Raw genomic sequence first — 24,794 nt, forward strand, 5'->3', positions numbered from 1 at the left:
CCATGGGCCGTACCTCAGGCCCTTCCCAGTATCCGGTCGCGGTGGTGGGTCTGGACTGCAGATTCCCCGGCGCGCCAGGTCCCGAGGCGTACTGGAGGCTGCTGCTGAGCGGGGCGCACGCCATCGGCGAACGCCCGGCCTCACGCGGCGCGTCCGCCGTGCCCGGCGGCTTCCTGACCGACGCCGACGCCTTCGACCGCGCCTTTTTCGCCGTCCCCACCGCCGACGCGAGGGCCATGGATCCGCAGCAGCGGCTGCTCCTCGAGTGCTCCTGGCGGGCGATCGAGGACGCCGGAATCTCCCCGACCCGGCTGGCGGGCGGTTCGGTGGGCACCTATGTGGGCTCCATGTCCGACGACTGGATGCGGCTCAGCCTCGCCGCGCCCGAGGGAGTGAGCCCGCGCACCGGCACCGGCAGCGGCCGCTCCATGCTCGCCAACCGCATCGCCTACCAGCTCGATCTGCGAGGCCCCAGCCTCACCGTGGACACCGCCTGCTCCTCGTCGCTGGTGGCCGTGCATCTCGCCTGCACCGCGCTGCGCACCGGCGAGTGCGACCTCGCGCTCGCCGGCGGCGTCAACATCGTCGTCGGCTCGGTGCTCGACGAGATCTACGCCCAGGCCGGGCTCGCCGCCCCCGACGGGCGGTGCAAGCCGTTCTCCGAAGCCGCCGACGGCATCGGGCGGGGCGAGGGCGTCGGTGTGGTGGCGCTGCGCCTGCTCGAGGACGCGGTACGCGACGGGGACCCGGTCCACGCGGTGATCCTCGGCAGCGCCGTCAACCAGGACGGCCGCAGCAACGGCATCATGGCGCCGCACCGTGCCTCCCAGCGCGAGGTCATCGCCACCGCCTGCCGCCGGGCCGGAGCCGCTCCGCAGGACATCCGCTTCATCGAGGCGCACGGCACCGGCACACCGCTCGGCGACCAGATCGAAGTGCTGTCGCTCGGCGATGTGTTCCGCGACGAACAGGGCGTACGGGAGTGGCCCCTGGCGGTCGGCGCGGTCAAGGGCGCGATCGGGCACACCGAGGGCGCGGCCGGAATGGCCGGACTGATCAAGACCGTGCTCTCGCTGCGGCACGGCGTCGTACCGGCGAGTCCTTGGAGCGGTGAGGAGAATCCGCGGCTCGGTCTCGCCCGCCGCTCCATGGAACTGATCACCGAGCCGCTCGCGCTGCCCGCCGACGGCTGCCGGGCGGGCGTCTCCAGCTTCGGCATGGGCGGCACCAACGCCCATGTGGTGCTCGCCACCGCCCCACTGCCGGCCGCGCCCGCCGAACCCGGGCCCGGCGTCGGGGTGTTCACGCTGTCCGCCGACACCCCCCGGGCGCTGCGCCGGAATCTGCGGCTCCAGGCCGTGGATGTCGCGGGCCGCACCGGCGAGGAGCTCGCCCGGCTGTGCTGGACCAGCAACCGGTCCCGTGCCGCCCTGCCGTACCGCTTCGCCACCGCCGCCGACGGGCCCGAGGAACTCGCCTCCCGGCTGTTCGCGGCGGCGGAGCTCGAGACTGAGTACGACGAACGCACAGCGGCCGCCGAAGAACCGGTGCTGGCCTTCGCGTTCACCGGACAGGGCGCCCAGTACCCGCGGATGACCGCGGGACTGTACGAGGGCTCGACCGTCTACCGGACCTTCCTCGAAGAGGCGTCCAAGGCACTGCAGCCGTACACGGTCACCCCCGTTCATGAGGCGATCCTCGCCGGGGATCCGGTCGTCCACCGGACCGGCACCACCCAGCCCGCCCTGTTCGCCGTGCAGTACGCCCTGGCGCGCACCCTGATGGAGCTCGGGGTGCGGCCCGCGGCCGTCGTGGGGCACAGCATCGGCGAGTTCGCCGCCGCCGTCGTCGCCGAGGCGCTCGACCTGGCGGACGCCGCCCGGCTGGTCGCCGTGCGCGGCGCGTTCATGCAGCAACTCCAGGAAGGCGGCGGGATGCTGGCGACCCGGGCCCGCCCGGCGGAGGCCGCCGCGCTGGTCGCGGACGAACCCACCGTCGGCGTCGGCGCGCTCAACGGGCCCGGCGCCACCGTGCTCTCCGGCGACCTCGCTGCTCTCGAGCGGATCCGCGCCAAGCTGGAGGAACGCGGCCTGATGTGCACCCCGCTGCGGGTCTCGCACGCTTTTCACTCACCGCTGATGGCACCGATGCTGGGCCGCTTCGAACGGGTCGCGTCCCGCATCCCCGCCGGCCGGCCCCGGCTGCCCTTCCACTCGACCGTACGCGGCCGGCTGCTCACGCCCGGCGAGGAACTGGACGCCGCCTACTGGACGGAGCACATCTGCGCGACCGTACGGTTCGAGGACGCCATCACCTCGCTCTGCGACCGGCCGCCCACCCATATCGTCGAGATCGGTCCCAAGCCGGTCCTCAGCAATCTGATCCGGCGCATCGGCGCGGCCCGCGAGATCCCCGCCCTCGGCGTCTGCCGCAACGAGGACTCCGGGCTCCGCGAGCTCGGCGAACTCCTCGCCCACCTCCACCAGGACGGGCTCGACCCGGCCTGGGACACCTTCTACCCCGACGCCGGGAAGCAGGCCGTACGGATGCCCGCCCACGCCTTCTCCACCGAGTGGCGGTCCTGGCACCAGCAGCTCACCACGGCGGCCCCCGCGCCGCGGCCGGCCGGATCGCCCGCCGCGGCCCACGGCGTCGCCGCCCCGGACCGCGTACGCCAGGGAGTGCGCGAGGCCGTCGCCACGGTCAGGGGCGGCCGGCACGACGAACTCGACGACGCGCTGCGCTTCTACGACGACCTCGGCTTCGACTCGGTGATGCTGATGGAGCTCAAATACCGGCTGGAGGTCCGCTTCCCCGAACTCGGCGAGCTCTCCATGCCGGAGATGCTCTCCAGCCTGGTCAGCGTTGAGTCGCTGATCGCGTATTTGAGCGAGCAGCTGATCGCGGCGGTGGCCCGGTGAGCACACCCGGCGGCCGCGGCGGACCGCTCCGGCTGGCCGGTGTCGGCACCGCACTCCCCGGGGAGCCCGTCGACAACGCCACGCTGGCCGGCCGGCTCGGCATCGCGCCGGAGTGGGTCGAGACCTTCATCGGCACGAGGACCCGGCACTTCGCCGTCGACCTCAACGGTGGAACGGTCCGCTGGACCCTGGAGGACCTGTGCACCGACGCCGCCGACCGGGCGCTCGCCGACGCGGGGGCCGACCCCGACGACGTGGCGTTCATCGTCGTCGCCACCGCCACACCGGACGCTCTCATGCCGACCACGGCCGCACTCGTCGCGGACCGGCTCGGCATCGACGGAGTGCCCGTCTACCAGCTCCAGTCCGGCTGCTCCGGCGCCGTACAGGCGATGGCACTCGCCTCCTCGCTGCTCGCCAACGGCGCCCGCGGCCAGAAGCCCGTCGGCCTGGTCATCGGCGGCGACGTCTGCAGCAAACACCTCGATCTGCGCCAGGACTTCCGCGCCATGCCGCCCTCCCAGCTCGTCAACTACGTGCTGTTCGGCGACGGCGCGGGAGCCGTCGTCCTCAGCCGCGCACCCGGCGCCGCCCGTGCCCTGCTCACCCGGGCCGACCACTGGCTCGGCGGTCTCGGCAGCGCGCCCGGCCAGCGCGTCGAGTGGTTCGGCCAGGCCGACCGCTACTCCGGCCGGCCCGCCGTGACGGAGGACTACAAGGCCGTCGAGACCCGGGTGCCGGTGCTGGCCCAGGAGGTGCTCGACACCCTGCTCGACCTGCTCGACTGGCCGGCCGCGAGCCTCGGCCATGTCCTTCCGCCACAGCTCAGCGGCCGGATGACCGAGCGCATCACGAGGAAACTGCGGCAGGGCCTCGAGTGGGAGGAGGTCTCCTGTGTCGCGGAGACCGGGAACAACGGGAACGCGCTGGTCTTCCTCCAGCTGGAGCGGCTGCTGCCGCGGCTGGGGGCCGGGGGGCGCGCGGTCGGCATCGCGATCGAGTCCAGCAAGTGGATCAAGGCCGGATTCGCAGTGGAGGCGACGGGATGAGCGCGCGAGGCGCAGCACAGCAGGAGCTACGGACCCTCCACGAAGCGGGCGGGCTCGTCGACGCGTACCCCCAGGTGGCCCAGCTGCTCGTCCGGCTCGACGAGGGTGAACTCGACCTCGCGGGACGGCTGCTGGCCCGGCTGAATCCCTCCGACGTGCTCGCCGCCCACCCCTCGACCCCGGCCGTACGCATCGCGGTCACCGGACGCTCCACCACGGCCGGACTCGTCCCCGCGCTCACCGCCCAGCTCGCCCGCCACGGACTGCTGCTGATCCCGTACGCGGGCGGCAACGGCGGCTATGTCCAGGACCTGGCCGATCCGGCCTCCGAGCTGTACGTGCATCAGCCCGAGCTCACCCTGTGCGTACTGGACCCGCTCACCGTCTGGGACCGGGTGCGGCCACCCTGGCAGCCGTACGACGTGGCCCTCGAAGCCGAGCGGCTGCGGCTGCTGCTGGCCGAACTGGCCGGCACCCACGCGGCGCACGCCCCGGCCGGGGCGACCTTCGTACTGAACACCGTGCCGCTGCTGCGTCGGTTCACCCATCAGCTGACCGGACTCGCACAGCGGGCCGAACTGGGCGCGGTCTGGCGGGAGTTCAACGCCGATCTGCTGCGGATGTGCGACCCGGCGGCGGGAGTGGCCGTACTCGACCTGGAGCCGCTGACCTCGGCCGGCGTGCGCGCCGACGATCCGCGGCTGGGAGCCTACGCCGACGCACACTGCACCGCCGGCCTGCTCGCCGGATACGCCCGCGAGAGCGCGCACCTGGCCCGGGCGCAGCGCGGCGACGCCAAGAAGTGCCTGGTCCTCGACCTCGACGGGACCCTGTGGGACGGCATACTCGCCGAGGACGGACCCGAGAGGGTGCGGGCCGCCCGGTCGCTGCGCGCGGGCGCCTTCGCCGGCTTCCGGCGGACCGTCGAACAGCTCGCATCGCAGGGCGTGCTGCTCGCCGTGTGCAGCAAGAACGACCCGGAACCGGTCGCCCGCGCCCTGGCCGCCCACCCCGACTGGCCGCTGAGCAGCGACGACTTCGTCAGCGTCGTCGCCGACTGGGGCTCCAAGGCCGAAGGCATCCGCAAGATTGCGGCAGATCTGGGCATCTCGCCGTCGGCCGTGGTCTTCGCCGACGACAGCGCCTTCGAGCGGGAGGCCGTACGGGCGGGGGTGCCCGGAGCCGCCGTCGTGCCCCTGGACGGCGAGCCCGCCCACCACACCGAACGGCTGCTGGCCGACGGCTGGTTCGACGTCCCCTCCGTCACCGAGGAGGACCGCGGCCGGGCTTCGCGCTACCGCGAACGCGAGCAGCGTGAGCTCCGGCAGGCGGCGTCGAAGGACTACGCCAGCTTTCTGCGGAGCCTGGACATCGCAGTCGACGCGGGCCCCGCGAAGGCCCATGAGCTGTCCAGGATCGCCCAGTTGAGCCTGCGCACCAACCGCTTCAACCTCACCGGAGAGCGGCTGACCGGCGCGGAGATCCAGCGGCTCGCCGAGGATCCGGACGCGCTGGTGCTCGCGGTGCGCGCCGCCGACCGCTACGGCGAGGACGGAGTGGTCGGCGCGGTGTTCGCCCGCAGGGATCGTGCGGGGCTCCACCTGGAGAACATGGTCGTCAGCTGCCGGGTGCTCGGCCGCGGGATCGAGAACGCCGTACTGGCCGGGCTGCTGCACGCCGCCCGGGACGCCGGACTGCCTGCCGTACACGCCCGGTGGCGGCAGACCCCTGCCAACGAGGCGCAGCGCGCGTTCTGCCCGGCGCACGGCTTCGAGACGGCTTCGGAGACGGCAGCTTCGGAGACGGCTTCGGAGACGGCAGCTTCGGAGACGGCTTCGGAGACGGCTTCGGCGACCGGTGGCGCGATCCGCTACCGGCACGCGCTCGAGCGGCTTCCGCTCGTCCCTTCCCATGTGCGGCTGCGGCTGCGCCTCACGCACGACCGCGCCCAGGAGGTGGTGGATCCATGCACACCGTCGTCGATCTGATCTCCCTCGCCAACGAACACCTGGGCACCGACCTGAAGCCGGACGACGCGGGACGCGAGCTGACCGAGCTCCCCTGCTGGGACTCGGTCCATCTGCTGCGTCTCGTCTCCCTGCTGGAGACGGAGCTGGGCAGGCAGGTGCCGGTCGCCGAGATGCTCGAGGCCCGCAGTCTGAGCGAGATCTGGACCGTAGCGGTGGGGACATGAGCGTGTCCGGCGACCGGGCCAGGCGCCATACGCGCTACTTCCTGAACTGGGCGCGCGCGGCGGCCCCCGTACATCTGGGCGCCGACGTCGACATGACCCGGATCGAGGAGCACCGGGCCGCCGCACGCGAAGCCGGCCGGCGGTACTCGGTGGTGAGCTATCTGCTGTACGCCGCCGGGCGGATCGTCGCCCGGCATCCCGAGGCCCGTGCGATGGCCAGGGGCGTGCTGCGGCCGCGTACCGCGGCGCTGCCGGACGTGGCGGCCAAGCTCGCACTCGACCGCAGGACCGAGGGCGGCGAGCGTGTGGTGCTCACCGCCGTACTGCCGCGGATGGACGTGGCGTCACTGACGGAGATCCAGGATTTGGTGGACCTGTGCCGCGAGAGCGACCCGCACGACCTTCCCGGCGCCGCCGCAGTGCGGCTGCTCAGTCAACTGCCGCCGCCTGTCGGGGAGTTGGTGTTCCGGCTCGGAGTACGCAGTCCGGGCGCCAGGGCCCAGCGGCTCGGGACCTTCGCGGTGAGCTCACTCGGGCACCGCGTTGTCGATGTCTTCCACTCCTACGGCGGCACGGCGGTCACCTTCTGCGCGGGGAGGGTGGCCGACCGTGCCGTGGTGCGTGGCGGCCGGGTGGTGGCAGCGCCGGTCATGAGCCTCGGCCTGACCTTCGATCACAGAGTGCTCGACGGAGCTGCCGCGGCGGACGTACTCGACGGAGTGGTGAAGCGGCTGGAGGGCTGGCATGGTGATCTTTCCGGGACCCGTGGCGAACCCCGCGACGGAGCAGGGATTCGCCCGGCCCGTTCGGGTGACCGGCCCGGAGGGCCCCTGGGAACAAGTCCGTGACGCGGTACGGGAGTACGGGAGCGTCGTCGTCCACGCCCAGCTCGACGACTGGCTGCCCGCCGACCTGGACGCGCCCGAGCTGCGCCCGCTGCTGGGCCGCGACTACGCGCGCTTCTCCGCCATGACGCACTATCAGATACGGTCCCGCTTCGTGGCCTCCAGGCTGCTGCTCAAGCATGTCGCGTGCGCGGTCATCGAAGCCTCACCGCAGAGTGTGGAGCTCGCCTACAAACCGGGCGGGCGCCCCTATCTGCGCGGCCTCGACCAGATCGACATCAGCCTCAGCCACACCGACACGCTGCTGCTGGTCGGGCTGACCCGCAAGGGCTGGATCGGCGTGGACGCCGAGCTCAGGGACCGGCCGATGCTCGGACTCGGCACCGAGAACCAGGTGTGTACGCCGCACGAGCGCAAGGCCCTCGCGCAGATCGCCGACGAGCGGCGCAATGGCGCGCTGGTACGGCTGTGGACCCTGAAGGAGGCGTACAGCAAGGCGATCGGGCAGGGCATGCGGTTCCGCTTCACCGAGTTCGGCTTCGGGCCGCAGGAGCGCAGGGTGCAGGTCCTGAGACCGGACGGATCGCGGGGGACCGGGGACGAATGGACCTTCCACACCTGCCTGGTGGATCGCCGGTACACGGTGAGCGTGGCGCTCTTCGACGCGGGCTTCGGGGACACCAGCGACACCGCCGCGTCCACCATGCTCGACGCCGGCCTCATGGAGGCGCTCGCGAACACCGGACAGGACGAGGCACAGGCATGACGATCACGACAGAGGTCTGTGTGGTGGGTGGCGGTCCCGGCGGCCGCGCGCTCGCTCTCGCACTGGTACGCCTGGGACGCCGGGTGGTCCTGCTGGAACAGCGCACGGGCGGGGCCCGCGCCTTCCGGGGTGAGTCCGTATCGCCGGACGGGGTGCGGCTGCTGGCCGGACTCGGCCTCCTGGAGCGGGTGCGCGAGCACACCCACGAGGTGCACCGGCTGGAGATCGCCGACGGGGGCGCGCGCGTCCTCGACGTACGCTTCGAGACCTTCCCGTACGCCTACCGCCATCCGGTCGAGCTGGCCCAGCCGGTGCTGCTGTCCGCGCTGGCCGATGCGGCGGAGGAAGGCGGCGGCTGCACCGTGCTCGAACCGGCCGCCGCGGTCGGGCTGCTGCGGGACGGCGGCTCGGTACGCGGGGTCCGCGCCAAGACCCCCGACGGGGTGATGGAGATACGGGCCGACGTGACCGTCGGCGCGGACGGCCGCTACAGCTCCGTACGCCGGATGTCCGGCCTCGACCACGGCGCGAAGCGCACCCCGCTGCAGCGGGACGTCGTCTGGATGAAGCTGCCGTTCCCGGCGGCCTGGGACCGGCGGGCCTACCGGGTGCGGATCAGCTCGGGCCGCCACGGACTCTTCCTGCCCAGCACCGACGGCACCCTGCGGGTGGGTCTCAACATCCCCAAGGGCGGTCTGCGCGAGCTGCGTTCGGGCGGCCTCGGGCGGCTGCACGCGCGGCTCGCGGAGCTCGCGCCGGAGCTGGAGCGGGAAGCGGCCGACGGCATCCGCAGCTGGTCCGACACCACCCTGCTCGACATCTTCACCACGGACGTACGGCGCTGGTCGGCGCCCGGAGTCGTACTGATCGGCGACGCCGCGCACACCCTGTCGCCGATCCTGGGGCAGGGCGTCAACCACGCCCTGGCGGACGCGGTCGCCCTCGCCCCGCTGCTCGCGCGGGCGCTCGACGCGCCCCGCGGCGGGCGGCCGGCGGCGCTGGCCGCGGCTGTGAACGTCTTCCAGCGGGACAGGGTGGGCGCGGTCCGGCGCTCCCGGGGGCTGCAGCTGCGCCAGGAGCGGATGTTCAGCCTCTCCGCGCCTCCCGCGGCGGCGCTGCGGCGCACGGTCTACCGCGCGCTGAACGCGAGCCCCGTGCTCCAGCGGCGGGTGCTCGCCCCCGCCTACTTCCCCGGCCTGCGGCCCGAGCCGGCCGCGGCACCTTCGAGGACGGAGCTGCGCACATGAACGACGCGACAGAGCTACGGCTCGGGGCACGCCTGCCTCCGCTGGAGGAACTGAAGCGGTACGTCCTGCTGCACGCCCGCGCCCAGGGGCTCACGCCGGACCGCTGCCGAGAGCTGCTGGCCCGGGTGAGGAGCGCGGAGGGCGGCGGCCCCGACTCCTGGGCCGCGGTCTGGAACCGTACGGCGGACGGTCTCGCGGGCCGCGGCGCTCACCTCGACGCGTGCCGCCACTACGGCCTCGCCCGCTTCCCGTACGCGACCGCGGACGACGCCGAGCGGCTTCGCGCCGGGCAGCGGTGCGTGCGCACCTTCGACCGCTGGCGCAGGACCCGGCGCGGCATCGAGCGGCTCGAACTCGCGGTGGGGGACGGCCGGTTCGCCTGCTGGACGGCGGGGCTCTCGGCATCCGAGCCGCGCCCGCTGATCGTCGTCATGGGCGGCATCGTCAGCGTCAAGGAACAGTGGGCTCCGATCCTGGCCCGTGCCGATGCCCTCGGCGTGGCCCTGGCCGTCACCGAGCTGCCCGGCGTGGGCGAGAACACGCTGCCGTACCGGGCGGACAGTCACCGCATGATCGGCGCGGTGCTCGACGCGGTCGCGGACCGCGCCGATGTCCGGCGGACCTCCGCGATCGCCCTCAGCTTCGGCGGTCACCTGGCCCTGCGCGCAGCCCTTGTCGACGACCGCATCCGCGGTGTGGCGACCGTGGGCGCGCCGCTGCGCCACTTCTTCCTCGACCGCGAGTGGCAGCGCCGGGTCCCGGCCACGACGGTGCTCACGCTCGCACACCTCATCGGCTGCGAGCCGGGCGAGGTCTTCGACGCCGTACGCGAATGGGCGCTGAGCGAGGAGGAGTTGAGGCGGATCACCATTCCGGTGACGTACGCGGCTGCACTGCGCGACGACATCGTGCCGCTGACGGAGACGGGAGAGCTGCTGCGGGACGCGGGTGCCCGACGCCAGGTTCTGCTCCTGGACGACGAACACGGCGCACCGGGGGAGCTGGCACGGGTGCGGGTGGCACTGCTGCGGGGGGCGCTGGGGCGGTGGGCGTGGTGCGGTGCGCCGGGGTTCTGGCCGTGTCGGGCGGAACGCAGCGGGTGCTGAGCCGGAGGGGGCGGGTCGCCGTATGAACGGTGCGAGGGCAATTCAAGCGAGCCGCTCCGGCTGGACCTACCACGCTCCCGCCGGCCGCGCCCTCAGCGGCGGGATCGGGATCGCCGCCCTCGTCACCGGCGCCCGCCTCGGCGGGGCGCGAAGCCGCGTCCTGTGGACCACCGCCGTGCTCCCCGACGTCGCCCTGCTCTACGGCATCGCCGCCGCCCCCGGCTTCGAGCGGCTGCCCCCCTACGCCGTACGCCCCTACAACGTCCTGCACTCGCCCGCCGTACCCGCCGTGCTGCTCACCCTCGCCGCCATCACCCGCAGCCGGCGCACCGCCGTCGCCGGGCTCGGGTGGCTCGGGCATATCGCCGTCGACCGCGCCTTCGGATACGGGCCCCGCAGGCCGGACGGCCTGCGGTACTGAACCACCGCCCGGTCAGGACCAGTTCACCGGCAGCGACTCCAGCCGGTTGACGAGCAGCCCGGTGTGCATCCGGACCTCCTCCACCGGTACGGCAAGCCGCAGCGAAGGGAAGCGCCGGGCCAGTGAGGACAGCGCGATCTGCAGCTCGGCGCGCGCCAGCGGCGCGCCCAGGCAGTAGTGCGGGCCGTGTCCGAAGGCCAGATGCGGGGCGCCCCGGCGGCCCGGGTCGAAGCGGTCCGCATCCGCGAACCGGCTCTCGTCCCGGTTCGCGGAACAGATCGCCCCGATCACCGCGCTGCCCGTCGGCACAACGGTCCCTGCCAGCTCGATCTCGGCCGTGGTGACCCTGAGGGGACCGCCGTCCCCGATGGGGTTGACCCGCAACAGCTCCTCCACCAGCGTGGCCAGTGGCTCGGGTGACGCGGGCACCACACCCAGCCCGCCGGTGTGCCGCAGCAGCGTGAACACCGACGTCCCCAGCACCCCGACCGTCGTCTCGTGCCCGGCGATCAGCAGCGTCATCGCCATGGTGATCAGCTCGTGCTCGGTCAGCGGTCCGTCCTCGTCCCGCACCTGGACGAGCGCGCTGAGCAGATCGTCGCCCGGCTTCTGCCGCTTGTCGGCGACGAGTTGCTGCAGATAGGCGACGAGCGCCAGCTTGCGCTCCAGCATCTGCTCCGGGGTGTGCGCGGTGAGCGACAGAATCGCGTCCGACCAGCCCCTGAACAGTTCACGGTCGGCGAACGGGACACCAAGCAGCTCGCAGATCACCGCGACGGGATACGGGAACGCGAAGGCGTCGTTGAAGTCGACGGGCCCGCCCCGCTCCGCCATCCGCTCCAGCAGCTCGTCCGCCAGCTCCTGGATGCGGGGCCGCAGCATGTCAACCCGGCGCGCTGTGAAGGCACTCGACACCAGAGAGCGCAGCCGGGTGTGCTCGGGCGGGTCCATGGTGAACAGACCGCCCGCGTCGAACGGGACGGCCGTGAGCCGGGGCGACTCGGGAAGCACCGTTGCCGCTCTGCTGCACCGGGGGTCGGAGAGCACGTTACGTACATCGTCGTAACGGCTGAACAGATACGCTCCGTCACCGCTGGGCATCACGACGTCGGTCACCGGAGCGTCACTGCGCAGCCGCGCGTACTCCTCCGGCAGTTCGGTCGCCGAGCGGCGAGCGGGTGGATAGCTGCGCACGGTGGATTCCTGAGGCATATCCACACCGTCCGACCTGGTACTCGGGATGTGCTCGAGCTGGTGTTCAGAGCGACTCGGGGAGGTATCGTCTGCCTTCGCTGACGGCAGGATGGGGGAGCCGAGTGCTGGGTGAACCATGGCACATGATCAGAGTGGTCCTTGCGGAGGACATGCACATGGTGCGGGGGGCACTGGTCGCCTTGCTCAATCTCGAGTCCGACATTCAGATCGTGGCGGAGGTCGGTACCGGACGGGACATTCTTCCCGCCGTGTTACTGCACCATCCCCATGTCGCGGTGCTGGACATCGATCTGCCGGGCCTGGACGGGCTGGCCGCGGCCGCCGAGGTCCACGCCAAGCAGCCGTCCTGCCGCACCCTGATCCTCACCGGTCTCGGCCGCCCCGGCAATCTGCGCCGGGCGCTGGAGGCGCAGGTGTCCGGGTTCATCCTGAAGGACGCGCCACCGAGCCAGCTCGCCGACGCGATAAGACGGGTGTCCGTGGGAGAGCGGGTGATAGACCCGCAGCTCGCGCTCGACGCCTGGGCGGCCAGGGACAATCCGCTCACGGCCCGTGAGACCGAGGTACTGCGGATGGCCGCCGACGGCGCGGAGGCGCCCGACATCGCCGGCCGGCTGTATCTGACCGTGGGGACCGTACGGAACTATCTGACGACGGTCGTCACCAAACTGGGGGCGCGCAACCGGGTCGACGCGATCCGTATCGCCCGCGAGCAGGGCTGGCTCTGAGGGGCCCGCCCGGGCTCTGAGCGGTCCGGACTACGTGATCTGCCGTTCCAGCAGGACCCGTGTCTGCTGCGGCACCCGGCGCTTCCCTCCGCAGTCCAGCGGAACTTCGGCCTCCAGATGGAAGCAGCCGTCCTCCCGTACGCCGGCGGTCAGTGCGCCGCCGACCGCGCAGACGCGGGCGGAGAGATTGCCGATTCCGCTGCCGTCGTAGAGGGACGGCTCCTCGGGGGTGCGGGCGACCCCGTCGTTCATCACATGCAGCACCACCGCGCCGTTCCCGGCCCGGTGGGCCGAGATGCGGCAGCGGCGCACCCGGCTGTGCCGCAGGATGTTGGTGATCCCCTCACGCAGGACGGTCGCGAGCACCGTGCCCACCTGGTCCGGCAGATCCGTCAGCGTGCAGTCGACCTCGATGTCGATGCCCGCCGCGCCGCACACCGAGTGTGCGGAGGCGAGTTCCGCGGGGAAGGACATGTCGCGGTAGCTGCGGGCGACCTGCCGGGTGTCGGCGAGCGCCTGGCGGGAGATCTCCAGCACCGTCGAGAGTTCCTCCCGCGCCCGCGCCGGATGCTGATCGACCAGCCGCAGCGTCAGCTCGCTGCGCAGCGTGATCGCGGAGAGGCTGTAGCCCAGCAGATCGTGCAGATCGCGGGCGAAGCGCAGCCGCTCCTGCTCCACCGCGAGCCGGGCGATCTCCTGCTGTGCGCTGCGCAGTTGGAGCACCATCTCGGAGAGCGCGGTCAGTCCGTAGACCAGACTCGTGATCAGGACGGTGGAGACGCCGATATAGGCGACGTCGATGACGGTCTTGCCGCTCCAGGACGTCGTCAGCGCCATGGTGCTCACGACGGTGGCTCCGGCTGACAGCCACGACCAGGGCGGGCGCAGTACCAGCAGCAGGGAGCCGGCGAGGAAGCCGGTGACCCCCACCCAGGCGGTGCCCATGAAGAGGATCGGGGGATAGGTGAGCCCCACCTGCACGGCCAGGATCCAGTACTGCTGTCCGCGCCTCAGCCGCACCCGTCTGGGCGCCGACAGCACGACCTGACAGGCGAACATCCCGAGCAGGGCCGCCGCGCCCCCGATGAGGTCGGTGAGGCTCTGCTGCACCGTGAGCAGATGCAGGGTCGCGGCGGCCAGCACACTGCCAAGAGCGACCAGGAGAATGGTCAGAGCGATCTTGGGCGCCAGACCCGCGTCGCCTCCGCTGCGCGGAGGCGTGGCCGAATCGCTGCGGTCCGGGCTGTGCAAGTGCTTTCTCTCCTGGGTTCGATTCACGTCAAGCATGTGACCCCCGTTGCACCGCTTCGCGTGTCTCGATCCTAGGCGAGCACCGAGGGGACGTGATGGCCATTACTAGACAAACAGCGGAATCGGATTGAGCTGCTCATAGGGGATGGGCGTATTCCGCCGGCCCAGCCGTACGGGCACGTCGTACAGCCGTCCCGAGCCGAAGCGGGCCCAGAAGTGCCGCAGTCCGGGCACCATCACCTTCACGGTCGGCAGCCCGAGGTCGGGCCGGGTCTGGTCGAGGACGAGCAGCTCCATGCCGTGCTCGCGCACCAGCTGCTCAGCGGCCTTGATGTCGTCGAGGAGGTCCGGGCGCAGCGTGTAGCCGTAGTCGCCACGGCACTTCGCGGGAACGCTCCGGTCGGGGCCCAGGTAGGGCTGGTTGGCGAGGGTGCGGCGGGTACACCAGTCGATGAGCTGCGGATCGTCGGCGCAGGGCGGACCCAGTACGGCGGGCAGCAGCTGGTTCAGCTCGGTGAGCGCCCGCCTCAGCGCGATGCCGGGGTCGAAGTGGCAGCCGAAGCCGAACATGATGTCCTCCTCCGGCTTGTCGATGCGGCGGGAGACCGCGGCCATGGCCGGGATGCCCAGGTCCGAGGTGAGATCCAGTACCCAGAACTCCCTTTTGAGCTGGGCGTACTGGGCGTGCATCTCGTCGATCCACGGGTCGGGGAAGGAATTCAGGTCGACGCCGGGCTGCCGGGTGCGGTTGTACCACCACAGTGCGACGGCATCCCGTTCGACCAGCTCGAAAAAGCCTTGCAGGATGGCGTCTTCGATGCTGCTGCCCGCCGCGTTGCCGTTGGAATCGGCCAGTGCGAAGCACGGTCCCTGTGCGGGCGGTGCGGAGTAGTAGAGCATCTGGGTCGGCAGCATCCGGTGCCTGCCGTGGGTGAGCGACCAGATCGGCGTCCAGTCGATCGGGGTCTTCTCGTCGAACGGGTCGCAGATGTACTGGAACGGCGGCTGTACGGCATTCCACTGCAGCCGGTTCGTGTACTGCCGTTCATCGTAGAGCTGGCACTGATTGGGGCGGATGGCGTCGCCGGCCAGCTCCGCGAAGCTGGCACGGATCCGCGGTTCGTCCCCGTGGAGCGTGGCGGAGTAACGTTCCACCGCCTCGCAGAGGGCGCCGACCTTGGCATCGAGCGAGGTGGTTCCCTTGCCTCCGCTCTGGCTGCGCAGACTGGAACGGAACGCCGTCAGACTGCGGTGGGTCAGCGCCGGATTGGGCCCCGAGTGGTACGAGTTGAGGAAGTCCGGGCCGCCGGGCGCCCGTTGCAGCATGCTGACCACGCCGGTGACCCTGCCGACCAGATGCTCGTAACGCTCCAGGACCTGCTCGGACGTCAGGGCCCGGTGGCCGCCGGTGAGGGTCTTCTTGGGCCGCGATGTGATGGCGACGGGCTGCTGCACCCGCTCCCCGACCAGCCGGGGGTCGCCGCACTCAGGACACTGAGGCCGCTGTCCGACCGGATGCGACCGGACACTCAGCGAAAGGTTGTCCAGAACTCGTATGGCCATCTGGCTCGAATCGCGGTAGCCGGCTATCCACTTGGCCGCTTCCAGGGCGATCGCCTGGAGAGCGAGGGACCGGCTCGCCGCGATGGTCGCGCGCGGCGGCGCCGCGGCGGAGGACAGCCCGAGCGCCTGCCCCACATGCTGCTCCGGCTGCCGGTGGTGATTGAGCCGGTAGGCCATGCAGTTCCAGCACGCGCCCTCGCCCGGCTGGAACACCGGCCCGATCCAGGGCTCGACACCGTGTGGTTTGGCCAGCATCCAGGGACGTCCCGACCTGCGCTGTTCCTTGTCGATCTCCTTGAGCTGAGGCAGGAGATAGTCGTCGCACAGGACGACCGTCAGGGCGCAGCCGCCGGGGCCGCTGAGCGCGACCCCGACGTTGAGAAAGGCGCCCCGGGTGGCAGTTCCGCCGAGGGAGGCCAGGTCCAGCAGTCGGACCCGGCCCCTCGTCAGAGCCTCTCCCGCGCTCGCCGCCTCGAGCCCCGCGGCTTCCCAGAACGCCGCGGCGTCCTTGTCCGTGAAGTCGGCCTGAGGCGGCGCGGCGCATCCGGTGACCAGATTCGCCTGCGTCAGCTTCCCCAGGAGACTGCCGAGTTCGGTCGGCGACAGCAGGCCCTGGGTGTCCCGCACGAGCGCGGACAGATCCCTGCTGCCGTCCAGAAGAGGAGCGAGGACCGCGACGGCCTCACCCTCGATCGCGGTGACACCCTGTTCGGAGACCAGATAGGTCGCCTCGCCCGGTACTACGGCGGTGGTGAGGTGTCGCCTGAACCCGATCCGTGGCCATAGGGAATCCACGTGCAGCTCAGATGGGCAGGGTGCCGACGGCGCCCTGTCGCACAGGCTCGGGGACCAGGGCCTGCCGTGTGGCGCAGATGCAGGCGAAGCGGGCCCCGGGAACGCTGAAGGCGGGGTCGCTCTCATCGGCCGAGCTGAGGTTGGTGATCGTGACTTCGGTGTCCGCCTCGGCCGGCAGCGCGGGGATGATGCTTTCCGGCGCTATCGGAATGCCGAATTCGGCGAGAACATTGCGCGGTTCCAGCGCGTACCGCAGGGCGAGCTCCGGCTGCAGAAAGCTCCGTGCGACGAGTTCGGCGAAACGCCAGTCGTGTTCCACGGATGTGGTGCAGGCCCCTTGAGCTGCGGTTCCACTGGACGCGTAACCAGACATCTTGGTGCTCCCATCGTGATGTGAACGGTGCCGGTCAGGTCGTTCCCGTGCGGATGTTCGGCTGCGCATACGACAGCAGTGTGCTGGCGGGTGACTGGAATCGAACAGTGGAGACGTCATCTCCCTGGATGTGAAGATTTCATAGGCCCCCTCCAGGTGATCTCCATACATGGCTTGTGATCTGGTCACTGTTTCTGCGTATTTGCCGTATGGGACCCTCCGGTGAACCAGCTTCCTGCCACAAGGGAGCTGTCCGACGGGGTGAGGAAAAGGCCATGCCGAACAGGGGGCGCAGGGTGCGCGTCGAAGTACTGGGAAGTCTCCGCGGCGAGGCCGTGGGAGTCTCTCTGCTTCCCAGCGCCTCCAAACCACGGCAGATCCTGGCTCTTCTCGCCCTCAACGCACAGCACATCGTGCCCGTCCCGGTGCTCATGGAAGAGCTCTGGGGCGCGGGACCGCCGCGCAGCGCGCCCACCACGCTGCAGACGTACATCCTGCAGCTGCGGCGCAGACTGCGCTCCGCGATCCCCGAGACGGCCGGGGTATGGGACAAGAACGTCCTGGTGACCCGGCACGGCGGCTATCTGCTCGACGCGGACCCCGCCGATGTCGACGCCCTGGAGTTCGACCGCCTCACCGGCGCCGGCCACACCGCCTACGAAGTGGGCGACATGGCCTCCGCGTCGGGCCAGCTCACCGCGGCCCTGAAGCTGTGGCGCGGCCCGGCACTGGCCGACGTACCCCATGGGCGCCATCTCGGTATCGAGGTGACCCGGCTCCAGGAGAGCCGGCTCGGGGCACTGGAACGCCGTATCGGCGCCGACCTGCGGCTCGGCAGGCACCGCGAAGTGCTCGGCGAGCTGAGCGCACTGTGCGAGCACCACCCCCTGCACGAGAGTCTGCGGGCGCAGCAGATGCTCGCCTACTGCGCGGACGGGCGGTCGTCCGATGCGCTGATCTCCTACAAGCGCCTTCGCGAAACCCTGGTCGAGGAACTGGGCCTTGAGCCCTCTCCTCGAATTCAGCGGCTTCACCAGGCAATCCTCCGAGGTGAGGAAGCCATGGACGTGTGGAGTGGCCCCGGACGCCCGGGTGGTGCCGGCGCTCTCACCGGCTGACGCCGCACCCGGCACACCCGCTCCACGTCACTCCAGCTCCGATCAAGCGGCCTTCCAGCGGTGGTCGTGACGATCGGGACCCGCGTAGTCGAAACCCGGTGCGGTGTGAGGAGGCGGCGTGAACCAGTACCTTGCGGTGGCGCCCGGAATCTCGGAGTTGCCCGACCCGGCGCTCCGGCTGTTCTGCTTCCATCACGCGGGTGCGGGGGCTCTGGCCTTCGCCCGCTGGCGTCCCCGCTTCCCGCGGGACGTCCAGGTCCTTCCGGTCCGGCTGCCGGGGCGGGAGACCAGACTGCGGGAGCCGCGCATCACCGACTCCGCGCAGCTGCTCGCCGAACTCGACGCGAACCTGGGCCCGTTGCTCGATGTGCCGCACGCTTTCTACGGGCACAGCCTCGGCGCCCTGGTCGCCTACCGGTTCGCGCTCCATCGCACCCGTGCCGGGCACCGGCCGCCGGTGCTCGTCGGCGTCGGCGCGTGCGCCGCGCCTCATCTGCCCACCCCGCTCGTCGAGCAGGCGGATCTGCCCGACGACAGACTGCTGGCCGCGCTCGCGCGGTACGGCACCCTGCCGCCCTATCTCTTCGAGCGGCCCAAGTGGCTGGGCATTCTGCTCTCCACCATGCGCGACGACCTCCAGCTCGCACGGAGTCTGCGGGAGGGGTCCGGCGGAGCGCTGTCCACTCCGCTGCACGCCTTCGCGGGCAGCGAGGACATGGTCGCCACCGTTCCCACGGTTGCCGCATGGAGCCGCTACACCAGCGCCGCCTTCGATCTGCGGACTGTCGCCGGCGGCCACTTCTTCGTCCGCGGCGCGGACCTGCCCACCTTGCTCGCGGCACAACTGCGCCTTGTCGCCACACCCCGTCCGATCGCCTGAGCCTCAACGCCTCGAAGGGAGTAGCGGATATGGACATCAGCGTGCTGGGACCCTGCCGGGTCGTCCAGTCGGGAGTTTCTGTCGTCCCCACTGCAGTCAAACCACGCAAGGTCCTCGCCCTGCTCGCCATGCACCCGGACCAAGTGGTCTCGGTGGGCTCACTGGTGGAGGAGCTGTGGGGCGAAGCCCCGCCACGCAGTGTCCAGACCACCTTGCAGACCTACATCCTTCAGCTGCGCAACCTCATCGCCACCGCAATCGGCGGGGCCTGCCGGCCCGAGCTGCCGAACGGCGCCAAGAGCATCCTCGTCACCGAGTCGGGCGGCTATCTGCTCGACACCCAGGGCGGGGTCGTCGACGTCTGTGAGTACGAACGGCTCGCCGGGACCGGACATCGCGCCCTGGAGAGCGGCAACTGCCCGGTCGCGTCCGAATCCTTCCGGGGGGCGCTCGCCCTGTGGCGCGGCCCCGCACTCGTCGACGTCCAGTGCGGAGCGCTCCTCGAGATCGAGGCGACCCGGCTCGAGGAGTCGCGTCTGAGCATCCTCAACCAGCGTATCGAGGCCGATCTGCGGCTCGGCCGCCACCACGAGTTGGTGGGGGAGCTGTCCGGACTGTCCGCCCAGCATCCGATGCACGAGGACACCCAGGGGCAGTTGATGCTCGCGCTGTACCGCTCCGGGCGGCGCAGCAACGCGCTCGAGGTCTATCAGCGGCTGCGTACGGTGCTCTCCATCGAGCTGGGGCTCGACCCCTCGCCCCGTCTCCAGCATCTGCAGCGCGCGATGCTGGAGTCCTCACTCGAACTGGAGATCCAGTCCGAACTCGCGCGGGTGGGAGCCGGAGTCGGGGCAGGTGTCGGGCGGGGCCTGCGGGCGCGCTGAACGCTCACGCCCCGGTGGCCCGGCCGCCGGCCCCCCGCGCGTGCACGGCATCGGCCGGATCCTCCCGGCGCCGTAGCACCTGGGCCGACTGCCACATCCGGGCTGCCGCCCACTGAGTGTCCGATCCGCGGAAGCCCTCGCACAGCTGCGGCAGATGGGGCCGCAGCGCCTCCCGCACGGAGGGGGCGAAGTGGACATCGCCGGCCCGGTCGATACGCACCCCCTCGGCCGAGGTGAGCCGTTCGTTGTAGCCGACGGCGTCGGCGAGGCTGAGCCCGTACGGCAGATCGAGGTCGACCCGCCGCCGGGTGACCCGTGCGGGATAGCCGCCGGGCAGCCCCTGCGGTCCCGGCACGGCGGTACGCAGTTCCGGACCGCCGTGCAGTGCGGTGAGCAGGCGGGCCACCGTGTGCGCGGTGACCGGGTTCAGCGCCTCGCGCGGCACGCCCCGCTGCGGGGCCAGAAGCTGTCCCACGCCGCCCAGTTCATGGTTGCCGAGCCAGACCCTGGCCTCGTCGTCCGGGTGGTCGGGCCGGTGCAGATGACGGTGGTGCGCCAGCACCCGCAGCCCCCGGCGGGCCGCGGGTCCGAGTGCCGTCTCCACCGATGCGGTGATCAGCGTCCCGTTGCCCACGCCGCACACGACCGGCAGACCCAGCCGGTGCAGCAGCGGATTGACCGCGTCCGGATAGCAGGCGTTGACCAACTGCGCCTGTGGCGCGGCCTGCTGGAGCGCCCTGCCGACCCGCAGCGCGACGGCCGCCTGAAGAGGCAGCGTCGCCGCGAAGCCGCAGCGGTCGAGCACTCTCGTCCAGGCGGACGGCGTACGGTCCCGCTCCCAGGGCGAATGCCAGGACGCGCACACCAGCACCGTGCCCGGCCGGATCGCCGCCAGCCGCTCTCTCAGCAGTCCGTCGTCGGAGTCCAGCTCACCGGGGACGAACCGGCGCGGCACCCGGCAGAGTGCCGCCTCGGCCCGCGCCAGATAGCAGACGGACGAGGCCCGTCCGCTGTCCCGGCCGAGCACATGCACCTGGCCGGGCCCCTGCGCTGCGGGCGTGCGGGCGAGCGTGACACAGACGGCGCGGGCGAGCGAGCCCGTGCCGATGACGACGAGTGTGGGGGGTTCGTGTCGTCGGATCACCGGCCGGCCTCCCCGGCACGGGTACTGGCAGCGGCATCGGCCGGATCCGCCCAGGTGAGCACCGCGTTCTCCGCGGCACCCGCCCCGCCGACACTGATCACCCCGCGGGACGCCGACCTGTCGGCCTCGTCGGCGAGGAACCGCGCCCAGCAGCCGCCCGGCCGGTCGCCGAAGAGCATCGGACTGAGGACGGGCGCCACCTGAGCGGTGAACACAGCCCTCCCGTCGGTGAGTTCGAGATCGCAGGAGGCGGGCTCGACGTACTGCTGGACCACGCTGTCCGCGGCGGCGAACGCCGCCTCGACGGCCAGCCGCCAGTCGGCGGGCTCGGTGTGCCGGCCGACGAGGACCTCACGGCCCATCATGCCGATGGCCTTCTTGAGGACGAACCGTTCCTGCCGGCCGAGGAGCAGCTCGGAGAGGTCGTGGTCCCCGCCCTCCCAGCGGGTGCGGCCGGGCAGCGTGATGCGGGTCCACGGCAGATGGCGGTCGGCCACGGCGCGCTCGGCGCGGGTCATCCAGGGACGGCCCTCCGAAACGAGCGCCAGAGCCTTCTTGTTGGCGAGCAGCCCGCTGCTCTGCGGCGGAAGAAGAAGCAGCCCCGCGCGCTGCGCGTCATACACCGGCCGCAGACTCTGACCGCGTTCCGTCCAGTCGGCGGTGGCGAAATTACGCAGACCGAGCGGATAGCGCAGGTTGCCGGGACGTCCCAGCGCGTCCGGGAGCTGATCCGGTTCGAAGAAGTCGGCGGCGAAGCCGCGCCTGCGGAACTGCTCCAGCTCAATTTCCTGGAAGCGGACGTCGGCATCGTCCTGGAGATCGCCCAGACTTCCGATGATGGCGACCGCCCTGGGCAGCCGGCGGCTCGAGCACACATCCTCGAAGGCGCGCACCCGGGCGAGAAGCGGGTCGTGCCCGAAGAAGCGCTCACTGTGAGTTCGCTGCCAGACGGCGGTCAGACCGTGGGACTCGTTGGGGCCGCCGAAGGTGCCGCTGACATTGAACTCGAGAAGCTGCGGCCCGTTCTCACCGATGACGATGTCCGGGCGGGCCATCATCGAGCAGTACGCCGTCTCCGTGTTGTCCTGCCCGGACAGCAGCGGATAGTCGGCCGGGTCCGCGCCGAGCGCCTCGATACGGCCCGGCCAGCCGCCGTCGAGGGCGAGGACCGCCCGGCGTACCAGAGCGAGCAGCGTACGGGCGACGTCGAACAGCTCGTCGTAGGACTGCCGGGGCAGTACGAACGGCTGCGCCGGCACCCAGGGCCCCGGCAGCGACACGCTCAGCCCTGCCAGCTCCCCCCGCAGCAGCGCGGTCACCTCGGCCGGCGACGCCGTCCGCAGACTCGACGGTGCGGGCCTGCTCTCGTCACGGAACCAGGGGTGCGAGGTTCCCGTCCCCGCCGACGCGGTGCCGGTCATGACCGCCGTCCCCGGTGCGAGGCGGCGGGCCCCATGGCGCGGCTCACGACCGGGTGCAGCTCGGCGGTGTCCGCCGCCCGCTGCAGCCGCTGGGCGGGTATCGGCGAGAAGTCGGTCTCCGCGTACGACCCCGAACCGTGCACCAGCACTTCGGGCTCCGTCAGCAGCCCCCGGTCGACGGCCTCCATCACTCCCGTGAAGACCATGACGAGGGACCACTCGCGCACCGTGCGCGGATCGTGCGGGAGCTCGACGCCGGCCGGTCGCAGCATCTCGCGGATCTGCGGATAGCGGGCCAGGCACTCGTGCAGCGATACGACGACGCCCCCGCCGCCGTTCGCCTTGATCAGCGGCGTCATCACCCGGCTGGTCATGGGCGCTCGCGTGTAGAAGGTCGGGTCGATGACCTCCTCGGGATGGTGCGTGGTGCGCGGGAAGTGCGGGTCGGAGCTCTGGTGGTACAGCCCGGTGGAGGTCTCCAGGGTGAAGCGCGGCATCCGCTCCCGGGAGGCGTCGCCGTGCAGCAGATCCAGCACCATGTCGGGGGTGCTGAGGTGCTGTACGAGGAAGTAGCGCGGCGGCATGCGCTCTTCGCCGCCGCCGGTCAGTGAGGTGCCGTAGTGATGGCCGAGCAGACCGAAGGCGCTGGACACGGCGTGTGCGTGCACCCGTCCGTGGGCCGGCGGCGGGGGCATCAGCTCCGCCTCCATCAGTGCCCGAACGGTGTCCGCGGCCTGGTAGTTGGCGATGTCGAGGGTGTACCAGAGTGCGCTGCCGTAGCGCGTACGCAGCAGGTCGCCGTACTCGTCGTAGTAGGCGCGGGCGAGCTCCTTGACGCCCGCCGGGTCCGGGCCCGGGTAGGTCACGACGGGGTTGCGGCGGCGCAGTTCGGGGTCGGAGCTGAGCGGTGAGTCCCAGAGTTTGGCACGGGAGCGCTCCGGTACGACGCTCACGATCCGCAGCTGGTCCCGGTCCGCGAGCCCGGCCCGGTGGGCGCGCAGCACGGCGTCGCGCAGAGCGGTGGCCTTGTTGCCGGAGGACGGGGTGAGCAGGGTGACGGGCTCGCCGGTACGCCGGATGTACGCGACGGCCCTGGCCACCATCAGCAGCGAGCCGAAGGTCTTGGTGGTACGCGTGCCGGGGTTGCGGCGCAGATCCAGCAGCCGCATCCGGGTTTCGCGGTAGTCGGGCAGCCGGGCGACCGCGGCCTCGGAGGCTTCGAGGTAGCGCCGCACCGGGCCGTCGAGCGGCGGCAGCTCCGCACCGGGCGTGAAGTCGCCCGGCAGGGACCTGTGTTCGTGCATGGCCCGGACGGCCCGGCCCACCGTCTCCCAGTACCGGGACAGTGCGGGGACCACTGCCGTAGCGGCGTGCTGCATCTGGTCGGTTGTCTCGGTGCTGTTCATCTCCGGCTGACTCCTGACTCGTGAGGTAAGGGAAACGATGGGTCCGGCCCGGCGCCTGTCTTCGTCCCGTGCGGTCATGTCCAGTGCTGCCGGATCCGCCGGTACGCCTCGGTGAGCGGCAGGCCGGTCCGTGAGGCCGCGGCCCGGACCAGGCCGACCACCGCGGCGAGGAACGGTGTGCCGTCCGGCAGGACCCGGGGGTCGTGCTCGACACGGATGATCAGCGGCCCGTCCATGTCCTGGACCAGCCGGACGCGCAGCGGGAAGCGTGCGAACTGGTCGTCGGGCTCCATCCCGGCGGCCAGTTCCGGCGGACACGGGAGGATCTGGAGCCCTGCGGCGGTCAGCCGGCCAAGCGGCGGAAGGAAGTTGAAGACGGCGGTCCGGTTGCCCTCGGTGGCCGGTGTTTCCAGCTCCCGCAGCGACAGTCCGTGGAAGGGCGGCGCCGCGTCATTGGCGCGCACGAAGCCCTCGAGCCAGTCACCGAGTTCGTCGGTGTGCCGGTGCGGGGGCACGGTGACGGCGTGCTCGGCGAGTGGGCCCGGGACATTGAGCCAGTCGCGCCGGTGCCGGCCGTTGCGGAAGTAGTTGAAGGGCACGAACAGCGGATCGGCCTCATCGCTCCAGGCGGAGATGACCAGCTGGGTCACGGCCAGCAGCAGCCGGTGCCGATCGGCGCCCACGGCCGAGGAGAGCCGGTTGAGCGTGCGGACGTCCTCCTCGCCCAGTGCCGACTGGGCGGCGGCGTCGGTGCGGTACGGACCCGTCCCGCGGTCGACGGCTCCCGGGAAGTGCGGCCGCCGTCGCCCATCGGCCGCTCTGCCCAGAGCGTTCTCCCAGTGCGCCCGTGCGGCGGCGCGTTCGGCGGACGCCTCGTCGAACTGTCCGGCGAAGGCGTGGAATTCAGGAAGGGGAGCGGGAAGGGAGGTCCGCTGACCGGCCAGCACGGCGTACTGGTGCAGCAGTCGACGGACGATCAGGATCAGCGTGCGTCCGTCCGCGCAGGCGTGATCGAGAACGATCAGCAGCAGATGTTCGTCCGGTCCCGTCCTCGCCAGCCGAAAGCGGGCCGCCGGATCCTCCTGCAGATGGAACGACGCCTCGGCAGCCTCCCGCAGCGAAGCACGGATCACCTGCCGTGCCGGACCCGGCTCGATTTCCTCCAGGCGGGCCGGCGGACGCCCGAAGTCCGGCACCCAGCGCACCGCGCCGCGCTGGGAGCGCAGCCGCCCGCGCAGCACATCGACACTCTCCGTGACCTGCTTCACCGCGCGGACCAGCCGATCGGTGTCCAACCGGCCGCGCAGCAGCAGGAGTTCATGGACCGGCGGATAGCGGTGCGTCGTTGGATGTCCATCGGCCCCGTACTCCGCACGCAGCAGCATCTCGCGCTGGAGCCCGTACGGTTCGACGCCCCGCAGCGGGAGGGCTGCGCGCGTACGGCGCCGACGCTCCTCGGTATCCATC

The 24,794-nt window shown here is 71.5% G+C and carries 21 protein-coding genes; 13 read left to right on the top strand and 8 right to left on the bottom strand.

Annotated features, from left to right (window positions below; translation table 11 throughout):
- The first annotated feature begins 2 nt into the window (after nucleotides 1-2).
- The 9 genes from SLUN_RS33410 to SLUN_RS33450 are packed head-to-tail and all read left to right on the top strand — an operon-like array spanning nucleotide 3 to nucleotide 10,549.
- Nucleotides 3-2,921, top strand: a complete 2,919-nt coding sequence (locus tag SLUN_RS33410; protein WP_108153656.1) for a type I polyketide synthase — start codon at nucleotides 3-5, stop codon at nucleotides 2,919-2,921.
- The gene (locus tag SLUN_RS33415) at nucleotides 2,918-3,970 is read left to right on the top strand and encodes a beta-ketoacyl-[acyl-carrier-protein] synthase family protein (RefSeq protein ID WP_108153657.1); all 1,053 of its coding nucleotides are present in this window, start codon (nucleotides 2,918-2,920) and stop codon (nucleotides 3,968-3,970) included. The genes SLUN_RS33410 and SLUN_RS33415 overlap by 4 nt, the downstream gene beginning before the upstream one ends.
- Nucleotides 3,967-5,958, top strand: a complete 1,992-nt coding sequence (locus tag SLUN_RS33420) for an HAD-IIIC family phosphatase (protein ID WP_108153658.1) — start codon at nucleotides 3,967-3,969, stop codon at nucleotides 5,956-5,958. Before SLUN_RS33415 ends, SLUN_RS33420 begins: the two co-directional genes overlap by 4 nt.
- Nucleotides 5,937-6,164 (top strand): phosphopantetheine-binding protein, encoded by a 228-nt coding sequence (locus SLUN_RS33425; RefSeq protein ID WP_108153659.1) that lies wholly within the window; start codon nucleotides 5,937-5,939, stop codon nucleotides 6,162-6,164. The genes SLUN_RS33420 and SLUN_RS33425 overlap by 22 nt, the downstream gene beginning before the upstream one ends.
- Nucleotides 6,161-7,012 (top strand): 2-oxo acid dehydrogenase subunit E2, encoded by an 852-nt coding sequence (locus SLUN_RS33430; RefSeq protein WP_108155079.1) that lies wholly within the window; start codon nucleotides 6,161-6,163, stop codon nucleotides 7,010-7,012. The genes SLUN_RS33425 and SLUN_RS33430 overlap by 4 nt, the downstream gene beginning before the upstream one ends.
- Nucleotides 6,909-7,775 carry a 4'-phosphopantetheinyl transferase family protein gene (locus tag SLUN_RS33435; protein ID WP_108153660.1) on the top strand — a complete coding sequence of 289 codons (867 nt, stop codon included), beginning with the start codon at nucleotides 6,909-6,911 and terminating at the stop codon, nucleotides 7,773-7,775. Before SLUN_RS33430 ends, SLUN_RS33435 begins: the two co-directional genes overlap by 104 nt.
- A complete protein-coding gene (locus tag SLUN_RS33440) occupies nucleotides 7,772-9,022 on the top strand; it encodes an FAD-dependent oxidoreductase (RefSeq protein ID WP_108153661.1) in 1,251 nt (416 codons plus the stop codon). Before SLUN_RS33435 ends, SLUN_RS33440 begins: the two co-directional genes overlap by 4 nt.
- Nucleotides 9,019-10,128, top strand: coding sequence for an alpha/beta fold hydrolase (locus tag SLUN_RS33445; RefSeq protein ID WP_108153662.1), 1,110 nt, complete (start codon nucleotides 9,019-9,021; stop codon nucleotides 10,126-10,128). Before SLUN_RS33440 ends, SLUN_RS33445 begins: the two co-directional genes overlap by 4 nt.
- A gap of 22 nt (nucleotides 10,129-10,150) precedes the next feature.
- On the top strand, nucleotides 10,151-10,549 hold the full coding sequence (locus SLUN_RS33450; RefSeq protein WP_108153663.1) for a DUF4260 family protein: 399 nt from the start codon (nucleotides 10,151-10,153) through the stop codon (nucleotides 10,547-10,549).
- A 12-nt stretch (nucleotides 10,550-10,561) separates the two neighbouring features.
- Here SLUN_RS33450 and SLUN_RS33455 read toward each other — a convergent pair whose 3' ends face one another.
- Nucleotides 10,562-11,761, bottom strand: a complete 1,200-nt coding sequence (locus SLUN_RS33455; protein ID WP_108153664.1) for a cytochrome P450 — start codon at nucleotides 11,759-11,761, stop codon at nucleotides 10,562-10,564.
- Between the two features lie 125 nt (nucleotides 11,762-11,886).
- On the opposite strand from SLUN_RS33455, the gene SLUN_RS33460 reads away from it, so the two are divergent.
- Nucleotides 11,887-12,492, top strand: a complete 606-nt coding sequence (locus SLUN_RS33460; protein ID WP_108153665.1) for a response regulator transcription factor — start codon at nucleotides 11,887-11,889, stop codon at nucleotides 12,490-12,492.
- Nucleotides 12,493-12,522: 30 nt separating this feature from the next.
- On the opposite strand, the gene SLUN_RS33465 is transcribed toward SLUN_RS33460, so the two are convergent.
- The 3 genes from SLUN_RS33465 to SLUN_RS39700 all read right to left on the bottom strand — a co-directional run bounded on the left by SLUN_RS33465 (nucleotide 12,523) and on the right by SLUN_RS39700 (nucleotide 16,420).
- Complete coding sequence (locus tag SLUN_RS33465; RefSeq protein ID WP_254709825.1) at nucleotides 12,523-13,743, bottom strand: sensor histidine kinase; 1,221 nt, start codon at nucleotides 13,741-13,743, stop codon at nucleotides 12,523-12,525.
- Nucleotides 13,744-13,848: 105 nt separating this feature from the next.
- On the bottom strand, nucleotides 13,849-16,101 hold the full coding sequence (locus tag SLUN_RS33470) for a TOMM precursor leader peptide-binding protein (protein WP_257153843.1): 2,253 nt from the start codon (nucleotides 16,099-16,101) through the stop codon (nucleotides 13,849-13,851).
- A 7-nt stretch (nucleotides 16,102-16,108) separates the two neighbouring features.
- Nucleotides 16,109-16,420, bottom strand: a complete 312-nt coding sequence (locus SLUN_RS39700) for a putative TOMM peptide (RefSeq protein ID WP_159100386.1) — start codon at nucleotides 16,418-16,420, stop codon at nucleotides 16,109-16,111.
- A 350-nt stretch (nucleotides 16,421-16,770) separates the two neighbouring features.
- Between SLUN_RS39700 and SLUN_RS33475 the strand changes: the two genes are divergently transcribed.
- The 3 genes from SLUN_RS33475 to SLUN_RS33485 all read left to right on the top strand — a co-directional run bounded on the left by SLUN_RS33475 (nucleotide 16,771) and on the right by SLUN_RS33485 (nucleotide 19,356).
- A complete protein-coding gene (locus tag SLUN_RS33475) occupies nucleotides 16,771-17,592 on the top strand; it encodes an AfsR/SARP family transcriptional regulator (RefSeq protein WP_108155081.1) in 822 nt (273 codons plus the stop codon).
- Nucleotides 17,593-17,710: 118 nt separating this feature from the next.
- Complete coding sequence (locus tag SLUN_RS33480) at nucleotides 17,711-18,472, top strand: thioesterase II family protein (RefSeq protein ID WP_108153667.1); 762 nt, start codon at nucleotides 17,711-17,713, stop codon at nucleotides 18,470-18,472.
- 29 nt (nucleotides 18,473-18,501) lie between these two features.
- Nucleotides 18,502-19,356 carry an AfsR/SARP family transcriptional regulator gene (locus tag SLUN_RS33485; protein ID WP_108153668.1) on the top strand — a complete coding sequence of 285 codons (855 nt, stop codon included), beginning with the start codon at nucleotides 18,502-18,504 and terminating at the stop codon, nucleotides 19,354-19,356.
- Nucleotides 19,357-19,360: 4 nt separating this feature from the next.
- Here SLUN_RS33485 and SLUN_RS33490 read toward each other — a convergent pair whose 3' ends face one another.
- From SLUN_RS33490 to SLUN_RS33505, 4 genes are all read right to left on the bottom strand, one after another.
- Entirely contained in the window at nucleotides 19,361-20,500 is a 1,140-nt protein-coding gene (locus SLUN_RS33490; RefSeq protein WP_108153669.1) for a potassium transporter TrkA, read from the bottom strand.
- A complete protein-coding gene (locus SLUN_RS33495) occupies nucleotides 20,497-21,921 on the bottom strand; it encodes an ATP-grasp domain-containing protein (protein WP_108153670.1) in 1,425 nt (474 codons plus the stop codon). The genes SLUN_RS33490 and SLUN_RS33495 overlap by 4 nt, the downstream gene beginning before the upstream one ends.
- The gene (locus tag SLUN_RS33500; protein WP_108153671.1) at nucleotides 21,918-23,327 is read right to left on the bottom strand and encodes a DUF6002 family protein; all 1,410 of its coding nucleotides are present in this window, start codon (nucleotides 23,325-23,327) and stop codon (nucleotides 21,918-21,920) included. Before SLUN_RS33500 ends, SLUN_RS33495 begins: the two co-directional genes overlap by 4 nt.
- Before the next feature lie 74 nt (nucleotides 23,328-23,401).
- Entirely contained in the window at nucleotides 23,402-24,793 is a 1,392-nt protein-coding gene (locus SLUN_RS33505; protein ID WP_108153672.1) for a condensation domain-containing protein, read from the bottom strand.
- Between the last annotated feature and the right edge of the window lies 1 nt (nucleotide 24,794).

The sequence above is a fragment of the Streptomyces lunaelactis genome (assembly GCF_003054555.1).
Taxonomy (GTDB): Bacteria; Actinomycetota; Actinomycetes; order Streptomycetales; family Streptomycetaceae; genus Streptomyces; species Streptomyces lunaelactis.

Bases quoted from the DNA above. Each gene is read 5' to 3' on its own strand.
- SLUN_RS33485 (WP_108153668.1), top strand. From the start codon at position 18,502: ATGGACATCAGCGTGCTGGGACCCTGCCGGGTCGTCCAGTCGGGAGTT.
- SLUN_RS33410 (WP_108153656.1), top strand. From the start codon at position 3: ATGGGCCGTACCTCAGGCCCTTCCCAGTATCCGGTCGCGGTGGTGGGT.
- SLUN_RS33450 (WP_108153663.1), top strand. From the start codon at position 10,151: ATGAACGGTGCGAGGGCAATTCAAGCGAGCCGCTCCGGCTGGACCTAC.
- SLUN_RS33500 (WP_108153671.1), bottom strand. From the start codon at position 23,327: ATGAACAGCACCGAGACAACCGACCAGATGCAGCACGCCGCTACGGCA.
- SLUN_RS33505 (WP_108153672.1), bottom strand. From the start codon at position 24,793: ATGGATACCGAGGAGCGTCGGCGCCGTACGCGCGCAGCCCTCCCGCTG.
- SLUN_RS33425 (WP_108153659.1), top strand. From the start codon at position 5,937: ATGCACACCGTCGTCGATCTGATCTCCCTCGCCAACGAACACCTGGGC.
- SLUN_RS33495 (WP_108153670.1), bottom strand. From the start codon at position 21,921: ATGACCGGCACCGCGTCGGCGGGGACGGGAACCTCGCACCCCTGGTTC.
- SLUN_RS33430 (WP_108155079.1), top strand. From the start codon at position 6,161: ATGAGCGTGTCCGGCGACCGGGCCAGGCGCCATACGCGCTACTTCCTG.
- SLUN_RS33440 (WP_108153661.1), top strand. From the start codon at position 7,772: ATGACGATCACGACAGAGGTCTGTGTGGTGGGTGGCGGTCCCGGCGGC.
- SLUN_RS33460 (WP_108153665.1), top strand. From the start codon at position 11,887: ATGATCAGAGTGGTCCTTGCGGAGGACATGCACATGGTGCGGGGGGCA.
- SLUN_RS33445 (WP_108153662.1), top strand. From the start codon at position 9,019: ATGAACGACGCGACAGAGCTACGGCTCGGGGCACGCCTGCCTCCGCTG.
- SLUN_RS33420 (WP_108153658.1), top strand. From the start codon at position 3,967: ATGAGCGCGCGAGGCGCAGCACAGCAGGAGCTACGGACCCTCCACGAA.
- SLUN_RS33435 (WP_108153660.1), top strand. From the start codon at position 6,909: ATGGTGATCTTTCCGGGACCCGTGGCGAACCCCGCGACGGAGCAGGGA.
- SLUN_RS33455 (WP_108153664.1), bottom strand. From the start codon at position 11,761: ATGCCTCAGGAATCCACCGTGCGCAGCTATCCACCCGCTCGCCGCTCG.